General features: G+C 31.9%; 12 protein-coding genes and 1 other annotated feature. All 12 genes read right to left on the bottom strand.

Annotation, left to right across the window (positions count from 1 at the left end; genetic code table 11):
• Positions 1-23: 23 nt before the first annotated feature.
• Positions 24-249 (bottom strand) — a binding site (T-box leader).
• 14 nt (positions 250-263) lie between these two features.
• Positions 264-1,721 carry a glutamate--tRNA ligase gene (gene gltX / locus U472_RS04740; protein ID WP_068716025.1) on the bottom strand — a complete coding sequence of 486 codons (1,458 nt, stop codon included), beginning with the start codon at positions 1,719-1,721 and terminating at the stop codon, positions 264-266.
• 125 nt (positions 1,722-1,846) lie between these two features.
• A complete protein-coding gene (locus U472_RS04745) occupies positions 1,847-2,617 on the bottom strand; it encodes a HutP family protein (RefSeq protein WP_176714108.1) in 771 nt (256 codons plus the stop codon).
• Positions 2,618-2,626: 9 nt separating this feature from the next.
• On the bottom strand, positions 2,627-3,100 hold the full coding sequence (gene ispF, locus U472_RS04750; RefSeq protein WP_068716029.1) for a 2-C-methyl-D-erythritol 2,4-cyclodiphosphate synthase: 474 nt from the start codon (positions 3,098-3,100) through the stop codon (positions 2,627-2,629).
• A complete protein-coding gene (ispD, locus tag U472_RS04755; protein WP_068716031.1) occupies positions 3,097-3,789 on the bottom strand; it encodes a 2-C-methyl-D-erythritol 4-phosphate cytidylyltransferase in 693 nt (230 codons plus the stop codon). Before ispD ends, ispF begins: the two co-directional genes overlap by 4 nt.
• A 72-nt stretch (positions 3,790-3,861) precedes the next feature.
• On the bottom strand, positions 3,862-4,962 hold the full coding sequence (locus U472_RS04760; RefSeq protein WP_068716033.1) for a PIN/TRAM domain-containing protein: 1,101 nt from the start codon (positions 4,960-4,962) through the stop codon (positions 3,862-3,864).
• Positions 4,963-5,181: 219 nt separating this feature from the next.
• Positions 5,182-5,679, bottom strand: coding sequence for a CarD family transcriptional regulator (locus U472_RS04765; RefSeq protein ID WP_068716035.1), 498 nt, complete (start codon positions 5,677-5,679; stop codon positions 5,182-5,184).
• 75 nt (positions 5,680-5,754) lie between these two features.
• Entirely contained in the window at positions 5,755-6,843 is a 1,089-nt protein-coding gene (gene disA, locus U472_RS04770) for a DNA integrity scanning diadenylate cyclase DisA (protein WP_068716037.1), read from the bottom strand.
• A gap of 4 nt (positions 6,844-6,847) precedes the next feature.
• A complete protein-coding gene (radA, locus tag U472_RS04775) occupies positions 6,848-8,209 on the bottom strand; it encodes a DNA repair protein RadA (protein ID WP_068716039.1) in 1,362 nt (453 codons plus the stop codon).
• Between the two features lie 219 nt (positions 8,210-8,428).
• The gene (locus U472_RS04780) at positions 8,429-10,861 is read right to left on the bottom strand and encodes an ATP-dependent Clp protease ATP-binding subunit (RefSeq protein WP_218059038.1); all 2,433 of its coding nucleotides are present in this window, start codon (positions 10,859-10,861) and stop codon (positions 8,429-8,431) included.
• A 12-nt stretch (positions 10,862-10,873) separates the two neighbouring features.
• The gene (locus tag U472_RS04785) at positions 10,874-11,905 is read right to left on the bottom strand and encodes a protein arginine kinase (RefSeq protein ID WP_068716041.1); all 1,032 of its coding nucleotides are present in this window, start codon (positions 11,903-11,905) and stop codon (positions 10,874-10,876) included.
• Between the two features lie 15 nt (positions 11,906-11,920).
• Positions 11,921-12,430, bottom strand: coding sequence for a UvrB/UvrC motif-containing protein (locus tag U472_RS04790; RefSeq protein WP_068716043.1), 510 nt, complete (start codon positions 12,428-12,430; stop codon positions 11,921-11,923).
• Positions 12,431-12,434: 4 nt separating this feature from the next.
• On the bottom strand, positions 12,435-12,896 hold the full coding sequence (locus U472_RS04795; protein ID WP_068716045.1) for a CtsR family transcriptional regulator: 462 nt from the start codon (positions 12,894-12,896) through the stop codon (positions 12,435-12,437).
• Positions 12,897-13,142 lie beyond the last annotated feature (246 nt).

Below are 13,142 nucleotides of genomic sequence, written 5' to 3' on the forward strand. Positions count from 1 at the left end.
AAAAAGCCTATCATCCCCTTTAATTCAGAGACGACAGGCCGTGGTTCCACTCTGCTTAGCTACCCTACTAACAGGATAACTCACTTTCTAGTCAAATAACGCTGACTAAACGAAATAGCCTACTATCATGTTCAGCTATTTAGCTCAAGGGGGCATTCAATTAGATGTTCTTAAAGGTACTTTCAGCCTATGATACCTTCTCTCTAAAAGAACTAATTCTAATCTACTAATCCCTTTCATAGCCATTAAACCCTTTCTAAAACTTATCTTAAAGATAAAGCTTTATCTAATCTGTTAGCACATTCTTCTTTCCCTAATAAAGCAATTACATTATATAATTCTGGACCTGACCCTTTACCTGTTAAAGCAAATCTAGTTGGGTGATAAAATAATCTTCCTCCAACAGGTAACTCTTTAAGGGTCTTCTTTAACATTTTCTTAATCTCTTGAGGATCTAAAGTTTCTAAAGCTAAGATATTTTCTTTTAAAGTTTCAAAAACTATATCCACTTTATCTTGTTTGAAATCCTCCACTGCCTTCTCTTTATCAGTATATTCTAATTCACCAAAAAAGATATCAAGATGGTCAGTAATTTCTGCCAAATAATTCAAAGAACCTCTCACAGTATCTATCAATAATCCAATCCACTCTTCAGATTTATCAGATAAATCATAGCCTGCCTCAAGAATATAAGGCTTAGCTAATTCTACTATTTGATTTAATTCAGCAGCTCTGATGTACATTCCATTCATCCAATTTAGCTTTTCGACATCAAAAACAGCAGCACTCTTATTAACTCTCTCTATAGAGAACTGTTTAATAATATCTTCTTTACTTAATATCTCTTCTTCATCTTCTGGAGACCATCCTAGTAAGGATAAGAAATTAATCAAAGCTTCTGGTAAATATCCTTTTTTACGATACTCACTTACATATACATAAGCTTCTCCACTTCTTTTACTCAACTTAGACTTATCAGTACCCAAAATCATTGATAAATGAGCAAAGTTAGGAGCTTCCCAGCCTAAAGCTTCATATAATAACTGCTGTTTTGGAGTATTAGATAAATGGTCTTCTCCACGGATAACATGGCTAATCTTCATTAAATAATCATCTACAACTACTGCAAAATTATATGTAGGAATACCATCAGACTTTACTATTACAAAGTCATCAATAACTTCACTACTAAAAGATACTCTTCCACGAATTAAGTCATCAACGATAAGTTCTTTTTCTTCATCTGGAACTTTAAATCTAACAACAGGTCTTCTTCCTTCTGCCTCTAATTTATCTCTTTCATCTTGACCTAAACAACGACATTTCCCAGTATAACGTGGTGGTTGACCTTTTTGACGTTGCTCTTCTCTCATTTCATCTAACTCTTCAGTAGTACAATAACAATAATAAGCTAACCCCTTATCTAAAAGCTGCTCTACATACTCTTGATAAATATCTAATCTTTCCATTTGTCGATAAGGTCCATGATTTCCGCCAACCTTCACACCTTCATCCCATTCTAAACCTAACCAATCCATCTCACGATGAATAACCTCTTCAAATTCACTAGTAGAACGTTCTCTATCGGTGTCTTCTATTCTTAGAATAAAGGTTCCATTATTCTTTTTAGCAAATAAGTAATTAAATAAAGCTGTTCTAATATTTCCAATATGTATCTGCCCCGTTGGACTTGGAGCAAATCTTACTCTAACATCACTCATAAATTTCTCCTTCCTATAACTTTATAATTATGTTTATTATAAAACATCTTATAACCCTTTGCAAGCTAACTATCTTCTTACTAAAATAAAAGGCAACCAGTTTACCTGACCGCCCTTGTCCACTATTAAATTACACTCATACCAACAGATAGCTGTTCTGGACCATCAACCAAAGCATGTCCAAACTTTCCAAATACAGCTACTGCTAGTCTACCCTCACCTCTTACAATAGCAACTTTAAATCCTCCACCTAAGCCAGGGTTAACTAGATTAAGTTGAGTATAAGCATCCTTAACAGCATTAGATACAGCCATCTTTTCTCTTAAATTTTCTTTAATAACTCCACGAGCAATTGCTGCTACTGTTGTGCTCTCTCTTAATTTAATAGGCAAATTTTCAGCATTAGCACCAGTTTGGGTAATAGCTACTCTATATCCATAACCTTTAATCTTATCTAACCAGTAGTTTTCATATTCTCTACTTCTAGTCATTGATAAGTAAATCGCAGAGCTTTCTGGAGATAATTTTGCAGTTCTCTCTTCTTTGACATAACCTGAAACAATATCAGAAGAAGTAATAATACCAACAAGCTCTCCTTCATCATTCAAGACAGGAACTCCGCTAATCTGATTATCTGATAATAGCTGAGCAGCCTCTTGAATACTCTTATTTTCATTTATTGTGATTACTTCTGCTTCCATAACCTCTTTAATACGTATATTTAAATTATGCTGATTTACTAAATCTCCATCAGTTACAATCCCCAATACTTTCTTATCTTCTTCTACTACTATTTTCCCAATACTATTTACACTCATTAACCGTTCTGCTTCTCCAACAGTTGCTTCTGGACTTACTGTAATTATGGTCGAACTCATTAGTTCTTTAACTAACATTATTTATACCTACCTTTCTTTTACACTTACTATTGCTTCTGCTGCAATCCCTTCTTCTCTGCCAACAAAACCCAATCTTTCTGTAGTTGTTGCCTTGATGTTTACTTTATCTAAATCAGCATTTAGAACCTGAGCTATATTCTCTTCTATTTCTTTGATATAAGATGCTAGTTTAGGCTTTTGAGCAATAATTACACCATCCAAATTATTAAGCTCAAAACCTTTATTAAAGAGTAGTTTACTTACTTCAGCCAATAATTTTAAACTAGAAATACCTTTATATTGAGGGTCATTGTCAGGAAAGTGACGCCCAATATCCCCTTCTCCAACTGCTCCTAATAAAGCATCTTTAATAGCATGTAATAAAACATCAGCATCAGAGTGACCCTCTAATCCATGGGAATAATCTATCTTAACTCCACCTAATATTAAACTTTCACCTTCTACCAATTTATGAACATCGTAGCCAATACCTACTCTCATACCAACCTCCTTGATATAATTCTTTCTGCCAATTCCAAATCTTCTGGAGTAGTTATCTTTAAATTTTCATAAGAGCCTTCTATAACTCTTACCTCTTTATTCAACCTTTCTACTAAGCTAGAGCTATCTGTTCCTAAATAATCATCCTCACAGGCTCTTTGATAAGCCTCTAATATCAAATCCCTTCTAAAAGCCTGTGGTGTCTGAATAGCAATTAAATTATCCCTTTTTGGAGTATCAACAATAACTTTATCTTGATTGATTATTTTGATTGTATCTTTTACTGGAACACCAATAGCCACCGCCTGATACTTTTCAACCTCTGTAATTATATGTTCAATTAGCTCATTTGTCAACAATGGTCGAGCACCATCGTGAATTAAAATAAAATCAGTATCCTCAGCTACCCCTTTTAATCCATTATAGACCGATTCTTGTCTTGTTGCTCCACCTTCTACTATTTTACTCACTTTATTAAAATTATATTTATGTATGATTTCAGATTGACAATAGTCTAACTCTTCACTTTCAGCAACCAATATAATCTCATCAATACTAGAACTGCTTTCAAAGATAGTAATTGTATGTGCCAAAATCGGCTTACTATCTAATAATAAAAACTGCTTGTTCTTATTAGCTTCCATTCTCTTACCTTGTCCTGCTGCTGGAATTACTACACTTACCTTCATTAACAATTCCTCCATTAAGTCTACTCATTAATAATTGATTGCCAGCAGTTACCAGCAATCAATTATTAATTACTATAAAGCTTGTCTAGCTAAAAATTTAGGCTTAGCAAATATCATTCTACCAGCAGATGTCTGTAAAATACTTGTAACCAGAATATCTATATTATCACCAATATAATCTTTACCATGGTCAACAACAATCATTGTACCATCATCTAAATAACCTATCCCTTGTCCTGGTTCTTTTCCATCTTTAATAATCTTGACTTCCATCTCTTCTCCTGGCAATACTACTGGTTTAACTGCATTAGCTAATTGATTAATATTTAAAACAGAAACACCTTGTAATTCAGCTACTTTATTTAAATTATAATCATTAGTAATTACTTTACCATTTAAAAGCTTAGCCAATTTAACCAATTTACTATCTACTTCATCAGTATCATGAAAATCCTCTTCATAAATCTCCACAGTTATCTCTAACTCTTTTTGGATTTTCTTTAAAATATCCAAACCTCTTCTACCACGATTTCTCTTTAAAAGGTCGGGAGAATCAGCAATATGTTGTAATTCCTCTAAAACAAATTTAGGTATAATCATTACACCTTCAATAAAATCAGTTTGACATATATCAGCTATCCTACCATCAATAATTGCACTTGTATCTAAAATTTTATAAGTTGCTCCTAAAGTTTCTGAATTATTAGCTTCTACTAAATTATCCTTCTTATGAGCTTGTATTATAGTATTAAATAATTCCTTACTCTTATTAACTGCTAGAGTCCAACCTAAATAACCTAAAATTAAATTAACAATTATTTGAATCCATAAACCAAATGTTGGAATAGACTGTATTGAAAAAGCAACTACAACCAATACTCCTAAAAGTAACCCAACTATTAATCCACAAATGCCTGCTATGATATCCTTACCAGGAATTCCTTCTAAATTATTTTCAAATTTCACTATAATCTGTACAAGCTTCTCTACTATATAAGGTAATAGTATAAATCCTAGTAAAGCTCCAGCTATTATTCCATAGATATTATTATTTGTAACAAGGTTGTACAAATTCAAAGTTATCTCTTCTGATAAATTTAAATAATCTACAATCTGATAACCTAAAACCCCTCCAACAGTAGCAAAAATTAATCTCCAAAATTTATTTAACATTTTTTCACCTCCTTTTTATAATAGTCTGACTCCTAATAAAACTTTTCAAATCTATATTTTTTATCTTTAACTATTAATTCAAACTTTTGAGACAATTTATAAGTAAAGTTTAATGGCTATAAAATATTTAAATATTATCACAATAAACTTCCTTAAAATTAAAAATTTGATAATTATTACTTACAAAGGTAAAACGCCAGGTAAACCTGACGTCAAATTTTATTCTTCTTCAAATTCTTGTTCCTCAAATATAGTATTGATTTTTTCTTCAACTTCCTTTTCATCCTTACCCTCAGCTAAAACTAATTCACTAATTAAGATTTGTCGAGAATTATTTAACATCTTCTTTTCTCCTGTAGATAGACCTTTAACTATATCTCTAATAGTTAAATTCCTAACAACCTCTGCCACCTCAAAGATATCACCAGTCTTTATCTTCTCAGTATTAGCCCTAAAACGTCGATTCCAATTTTGAGACATCTCACTTTGATCTCCCTTTAGAACTTGATAAACTTTAGAAACCATATTGCTATCTACTACATTACGAAGTCCAATCTCTTCCACATTATCTTTAGGAATCATCACCTTCATATCACCAATTGGTAATTTCATAATATAATATTGCTTCTTCTCTCCTAAAATCTCTTTTTGTTCTATATCTATAATTGTCCCAGCACCGTGATTTGGATAAACAATCTTATCTCCCACTTCAAACATTAATATAACCCCCATTCAATGCATGATACTCCTTTTAATTATATCATATATACCTTATAATGTCAATGAATACCACTAAATATGCCGATCTAATAAGACTTGGTCTCTTAATCTCTTCAATCCTTCTTTTATCGCCTGAGCTCTTACTTCACCAATTCCATCAACATCATCAAGTTCATCAATAGATGCATTAAGCACCTCTTGGAAATCACCAAAAACCTCTACTAGATTTTCAATAACTACCATTGGTAGACGCGGGATCTTTCTTAATAGCCTATAGCCTCTAGGTGAAATAGATAAATCTAAAGCATTTATATTTCCACCATAACCTAAGTGTTTACTTATTGTGGATAAACTGAGTAACTCATCAGATGCATATGAAGAGAATTTCTCAAAAATATCAATAGACTCTTCCCCATCTACCTCTTCTTCACCCTCCATCTCAGCTTGATAATCCTTAATAATTAACAATCCTTCTTCTTTAACATTAGCCACTAGTTCTTCTAACTGCATCTTAATTAAGCGCCCTTCATTACCTAATTCATTAATATACTTTTCAATCTCCTCTGCAATTCTTAAAACCATCTCTGTTCTTTGAATAGTAGTAGCTACATCAGAGATAGTAACTAAATCTTCAAATTCCAAAGCACTCAAATTGGTTAAAACTTGGTCTAAAACACTTCTATACTTTTCTAAAGTCTGGGTTGCTTGATTAGCTTTTGCTAAGATACTACTAATCTCTTCTAATATATACCTCTTATCTTCTTTATATAAAGTTATTATATTTCTTCTTTGAGAAATTGATACAACAAGTTCTCCAGTTTGTTTAGCTATTCGTTCAGCAGTACGGTGTCTAGTACCTGTTTCTACTGAAGAAATTGAAGGATCAGGTACCAGTTGTGTATTAGCACACAAAATTCTTTGAGTATCACTACTTAATACAATTGCTCCATCCATCTTAGCAAGTTCATATAACCTAGTAGGAGTTAACTCACAATTAATATTAAAGCCTCCATCAACAGCCGCTAAGACCTCTTCACTATCACCAACTACAATTAAAGCTCCAGTCTTAGCTCGTAAAACATTCTCTAATCCTTCTCTAAAAGGGGTTCCTGGAGCAACAAGTTTTAAAATTTCAGTAAACTCTTCATCATTGAAACTCATTTATTCACCCCCCTAATATAAGATCTAAAACTTGATAAACATTGCTAACTCCATAAATCTCTATATCTGAATAATTTAAGTCTTCACTATTGCTTTTAGGTATAATAAATTTAGTGAATCCCAATTTACTAGCTTCATTAATCCTTTTTTCAATTTGGCTAATTGCCCTTACTTCACCAGATAAACCAACTTCACCAAGAATAACAAACTCTTGGGGTATAGCTATATCTCTAAAACTAGAAACAACTGCTGCAATTAATCCTAAATCTACTGCTGGTTCATCAACTTGAAATCCTCCAGCAATATTAATATAGACATCTTGCCCTTGTATATGGAGACCTAATTTTTTCTCTAATACGGCTAAAAGTAAGGATACACGCTTGTGATCTACTCCTGTAGTCATTCTACTTGGTGTTCCAAAGGTAGCAGAACTAACTAAAGACTGTAATTCTACCAAAATAGGTCTACTTCCTTCCATACAAGGTATAATAACAGAACCAGAAACATTATTAGCCCTCTCTGAAATAAACAATTGGGAAGGATTCAATACCTCTGATAAGCCACCTTGTCTCATTTCAAAAATACCTATTTCATTAGTAGAACCAAAACGGTTTTTGACTGCCCTTAGAACTCGATAGGTATAGTGACGGTCACCTTCAAAATATAACACTGTATCTACCATATGCTCTAAAACTCTTGGACCAGCAATTGAACCTTCTTTAGTAACATGACCAACAATAAAGATTGGAATGTTATTCTTTTTAGCTAACCTCATTAATCGCCCTGTTGCATCTCTTACTTGACTAACGCTTCCAGGAGCAGATTCTAAATTTGGGTTATATATGGTTTGAATCGAATCAATAATTAATAGGTCGGGATTTAACTCTTCAACGTTATTGACAATAGTTAATAAATTTGTTTCTGCTAATATATACATACTTGAATTAATAGTTTCTAATCTATCAGCTCGTAATTTTATTTGCCTTGGTGACTCTTCTCCTGATATGTATAATACCTTATCATATATCTGACTAACATTATAGGATGTTTGCAATAAAAGGGTGGATTTACCTATCCCAGGATCTCCTCCAATTAAAATTAAAGATCCTGGTACAATTCCTCCACCTAACACCCTATCTAACTCTGAAAATCCAGTCTTCTTTCTATCTTCTGATTCAATCTCTATCTCGTTTATCTTTTCTGGTCTTATATTCGTAGTTACCTGTGCTTCCTTCTTCTGTTCTTTAGTATCAATAATCTCTTCAACTAATGTATTCCAACTATTACAACCTAAGCACTTTCCACTCCATCTTAGAGCTTGATAACCACATTCTTGACATATATATCTTTTTTTATTTTTTGCCATTAAAAAATCACCTAATCAAATAATTAATAGTCCGCAATTTATTATAACATTTTTTTGTAAAATTAACAAGTAAGCAACCTTTCATGAAATTTTAAGTTTAATAGTTTTATAAAGTTTTTAACTGCTACTAAGTAGAAAAATATACTTATAATATAAATTATTAATACTTTAAAATGATATAAAAAGAAAGCAGGGTGAGTCCACCGCTGCCCTCTTTTACTATTTAGTAAATTTTAAACTATTATTCTCAAGGTCTATCTTGATAGTATCACCATCATCAAATTCTTTTGATAAGAATTTTTCAGCAAGAGGATTCTCCACAAGGCGTCTTATAGTTCTACGTAAAGGTCTTGCACCAAACTCCTTATCATATCCTTCTTTAGCGAGCATCTCTTTAGCTGCTTGACTAATCTCTATCCTTATATTACGCTCTTTTAACCTATCTTCTAATTCTTCTAGCATTAAATCTACAATTTCTTTAATATGCTCTTCATCTAAAGCATGAAAAACGATAATTTCATCTAACCTATTTAAAAATTCTGGTCTAAACATATCTTTTAATTTAGATTTTACCCTATCTTTCATCTCTTCATATTCTTTATTCTTTATATCAGGCTCAATAGTTTTAAATCCAAGATTACCAGATTTATTTTGAATAACATTAGCTCCTACATTTGAAGTCATGATTAAAACGGTATTTCTAAAGTCTACAGTTCTACCTTGTGAATCTGTCAATTGACCATCTTCAAGTACCTGCAATAATATATTGAAGACTTCAGGATGAGCCTTTTCAATCTCATCAAATAAAATAACCGCATAAGGTCGGCGCCTTACCTTTTCAGTTAATTGCCCACCTTCTTCATGACCAACATAACCTGGAGGAGCACCAACCAATCTAGAGACTGAATGTTTTTCCATATATTCTGACATATCAATTCTAATCATTGCATCTTCATCATCGAACATTACTTCAGCTAATGTTTTAGCTAATTCTGTCTTACCTACACCTGTTGGACCTAAGAAGATAAATGAACCAATCGGTCTTTTAGGATCTTTTAATCCTGCTCTAGATCTTCTGATTGCTTGGGAAACAGCATAAACTGCTTCATCTTGACCTATAACTCTATTATGAAGTTCCTCTTCTAAATTAAGTAATTTATCAGATTCTTCTTCGGCTAATTTCATAACAGGAATACCAGTCCAATCAGAGACTACCCTAGCAACACTTTCACGAGTAATATCAGTATTATTCATACCCTTTTCATTCTTCCACTCTGTCTTTATCTCCTCTAATCTTTCTTTAATATGCTTTTCCTTATCTCTTAATTTAGCAGCTGCTTCAAATTCTTGAGCTTTAATAGTGGCTTCTTTCTCTTGTTGAATCTTTTCTAACTCTTTATCTAACTCTTTTATCTCATTTGGAGCAGTATTTTGCTGTAGTCTAGCTTTAGAACCTGCTTCATCTATCAAATCAATCGCTTTATCAGGTAAGAACCGGTCCGTAATATAACGATGAGATAATTCTGCCGCTGCATTAATAGCATCATCGGTAATTTTAACTCTGTGATGAGCTTCATAAGCATCACGTAATCCCTTTAAAATTTCTTTGGTATCTTCTACACTAGGCTCTTCAACTATAACTGATTGGAATCTTCTTTCTAAAGCAGAGTCTTTTTCAATATATTTACGATATTCATTTAAAGTTGTAGCTCCTATAGTCTGTAACTCACCTCTAGCTAATGGTGGTTTTAAAATATTAGCAGCATCAATAGCACCTTCTGCTCCTCCTGCCCCTACCAAAGTGTGCAATTCATCAATAAATAAGATAGTATTTCCAGACTCTTTAATCTCATTCATTACTGATTTTAATCTCTTCTCAAATTCTCCCCTATATTTAGAACCAGCTAATAGAGAGCTTAAATCTAAGGCAAGTACTCTTTTATTCATTAAAGTTTCAGGAACATCACCTTCTACAATTCTCTGAGCCAACCCTTCTACAATAGCGGTCTTTCCTACACCTGGTTCACCTATCAAACATGGGTTATTCTTTTTGCGACGACTTAGAATCTGAATTACCCTTTCTATTTCTCTACTTCGTCCAATTACCGGATCCAATTGATTTTCACTAGCTAATTGGGTCAAATCTGTACTAAATTGTTGTAAATTTTTAGAACTACTTTTAGGAGAGTAATTACCTTTTCCACTAATATTAGTTCCCCCTAATAATTTAATTATTTCTGATTGAATTTTATTAAATTCTGCACCTTCCTCATTTAAAACCCTTGCAGCTATACCTTCCCCTTCTTTAAGCAAACCTAATAATAAATGTTCTGTTCCAATATAATTGTGTCCTAAACGTCTTGCTTCTTCTAAAGATAAATTTAAGACTTTTTTGGTTCTAGGAGTAAAAGGTAGATTATTATCGGCAACTTCCTCATTACCCTTTCCAATCATCTCTTCTACTTTTTTTCTCAATTGTTCTAAACTAAACCCACTAGCCTTTAAAGCTTTAGCGGCTATCCCTTCTCCTTCTTTAATTAAACCTAATAATAGATGTTCTGTTCCAATATAATTATGATTAAATCTTTTGGCTTCTTCTTGAGACAATGCCATTACTTTCCGAGATCTATCGGTAAACCTACTAAAAATCATTTAACTCCCTCCTCACTGTAACCTCTCTCTTATCAATTGTGCTCTATAAATATGCCTATCTTCTATTGTCATCTCTTCTCCTTTAAGAACCTGTAAAGTAGCAGGTCTAATAATTACCATAAGTTGATTTAAAATTGTAGATTCTACATCTTCTATTATACCCAAATCAATACCTAATCTTACATTTGAAATAAGCTTCATTGCCTCTTCTACAGATATCTTATAAGCATATTTTAAAGTACCGTAAGCACGATAAATTTGATCTTTTAAAAACATCTCTTTTTCTTTTAATAAAATCTCTCTAGCATTTCTCTCTTGAGTAATAATTTGATGGGTTACTTCTATTAAATTCTCTATTATCTCATCTTCAGACCTTCCTAAAGTCACTTGATTAGATATTTGATATAAATTACCTACCGTTTCAGTCCCTTCACCATATAGTCCTCTAACAGCTAAACCTAATTGAGATATTGCAGCTATAAAGTTTTTGACTCTATTTACCATTGTTAAGGCAGGTAAATGAACCATTATAGACGACCTTAATCCTGTTCCTACATTTGTAGGACAAGCAGTTAAATAACCATACTTTTCATCAAAAGCTATATTAATTCCTTGCTCTAGGTAATCATCTATTTTATCAGCTAAATCCCACGCCTCTTGCAACTGTAACCCAGGTAAAAGTACTTGTAATCTCAAATGATCCTCTTCATTAATCATTAAACTAATAGTTTCTTCAGAAGATAATGCTACAGCATTATTAATATTTCTTTCAGATAAATCAGGACTAATTAAGTGCCTTTCTACTAACATATTCTTTTTATTTTGAGATAAATTACTTAATTCTAATAAATTCAAACCAAATTTATTATCATTTAATAACAAATTATTAACGTTATTTATTACCTCTTTTAATTCATCTTCACTTGCTTGATTAGTAAATTTAATATTTTCTAGATTACGAGCTAATCTAATCCTACTACTAATTACCACATCAGAATCAGGACCTGTCTTCTTCATCCATTGACTTATAAGTTCATCTATCATAATCTCACCCCTCCTTTATTCACCAATTTCATCCTTTAATTCTTTAATTTCATCCCTCAGTTCTGCCGCTCTTTCAAACTCTTCTGTTGCTACTGCTTCATCCATTAACTTTCTAAGCTCTTTAACCCTTCTTTTAACCATAACCCTCTCTCCTGCCCGTTTAGGTACCTTCCCTGTATGTCGGTTATTTCCATGAATCCTTCGTAAAACTTTATCTATCTTATCTGTAAAGGAATTATAACACTCATTGCAACCTAATCTTCCACTTTTACTAAAAATATCATAACTCAAACCACAAAATTCACACTTAATTTTATGATTTGATAAATTAATTTTATGATGAGGGTGAAATTGATTATTTAACAATCCAGTCAATAAATTATTAAAAGAAAAATCAAGTCCAAAATCTAAACCTTCACTTATATGGGCACATTCCTCACAAAGATATATATCCTCTTTTTCTCCATTAATAATCTTACTTACATGTACTTTTGCATCATGTTCTTGACAATTTTGACATAGCATATTCTCACCTCTTTACCCTTAACAAAGTTTGTAAAACATTTTTAAGTAGTCGAGCTCTTACACTATCTCTTGTTGGTAAACTTAACCCTATACTATCCCTATTAACCATAGCCTCTAATAATAACTTTTCCGAAAAACTTATAATCTCTTCTTCAAATAATCGTTCAATTAGACTAAATGCCTGTTTTTGATTAATATAATCTCCTATCATATTATATAATCTATTTATTATATTCTGATTAATATTTAATCTAATTTTTGTGACTTTAATATATCCATTTCCACCACGGTAACTCTCTATTATATAGCCTTTTTCAAAAGAAAACCTTGTTTGTAAAACATAATTAATTTGAGAAGGCACACAATTAAATTTATCTGCTAATTTATTTCTTTGGATTTTTATAGTATTGTTGACTTTTAATAAACCTTTAATATACTCTTCAATATTATCTGAAAGACTTTTCATACCACCCTCTCCTTAGGTTAACTTTTCTGACCTACTCTGACTTTTATTTATATTATATAATAAGAATAGTATAAAAGTACAAATTTGATTATTACTTATTAATAGAAATTATTATTAATTAACTCTATCATATTAACAATTGCTTAGTTTTATACATAAAATCTTTTTACAATATCAATGATTAGTATTCAACAGAAAAAAAAATATATACAAAATAAAAAAAGACACCTTAAAATTAAGGTATCC

Origin of the sequence: Orenia metallireducens, assembly GCF_001693735.1 — a bacterium.
In the GTDB taxonomy this organism is placed as follows: domain Bacteria; phylum Bacillota; class Halanaerobiia; order Halobacteroidales; family Halobacteroidaceae; genus Orenia; species Orenia metallireducens.

What these genes read in the sequence shown, in the direction of transcription:
- gltX (WP_068716025.1), bottom strand. Translation starts at nt 1,721, where the DNA reads ATGAGTGATGTTAGAGTAAGATTTGCTCCAAGTCCAACGGGGCAGATA.
- U472_RS04745 (WP_176714108.1), bottom strand. Translation starts at nt 2,617, where the DNA reads ATGTTAGTTAAAGAACTAATGAGTTCGACCATAATTACAGTAAGTCCA.
- ispF (WP_068716029.1), bottom strand. Translation starts at nt 3,100, where the DNA reads ATGAGAGTAGGTATTGGCTACGATGTTCATAAATTGGTAGAAGGTGAA.
- ispD (WP_068716031.1), bottom strand. Translation starts at nt 3,789, where the DNA reads ATGAAGGTAAGTGTAGTAATTCCAGCAGCAGGACAAGGTAAGAGAATG.
- U472_RS04760 (WP_068716033.1), bottom strand. Translation starts at nt 4,962, where the DNA reads ATGTTAAATAAATTTTGGAGATTAATTTTTGCTACTGTTGGAGGGGTT.
- U472_RS04765 (WP_068716035.1), bottom strand. Translation starts at nt 5,679, where the DNA reads ATGTTTGAAGTGGGAGATAAGATTGTTTATCCAAATCACGGTGCTGGG.
- disA (WP_068716037.1), bottom strand. Translation starts at nt 6,843, where the DNA reads ATGAGTTTCAATGATGAAGAGTTTACTGAAATTTTAAAACTTGTTGCT.
- radA (WP_068716039.1), bottom strand. Translation starts at nt 8,209, where the DNA reads ATGGCAAAAAATAAAAAAAGATATATATGTCAAGAATGTGGTTATCAA.
- U472_RS04780 (WP_218059038.1), bottom strand. Translation starts at nt 10,861, where the DNA reads ATGATTTTTAGTAGGTTTACCGATAGATCTCGGAAAGTAATGGCATTG.
- U472_RS04785 (WP_068716041.1), bottom strand. Translation starts at nt 11,905, where the DNA reads ATGATAGATGAACTTATAAGTCAATGGATGAAGAAGACAGGTCCTGAT.
- U472_RS04790 (WP_068716043.1), bottom strand. Translation starts at nt 12,430, where the DNA reads ATGCTATGTCAAAATTGTCAAGAACATGATGCAAAAGTACATGTAAGT.
- U472_RS04795 (WP_068716045.1), bottom strand. Translation starts at nt 12,896, where the DNA reads ATGAAAAGTCTTTCAGATAATATTGAAGAGTATATTAAAGGTTTATTA.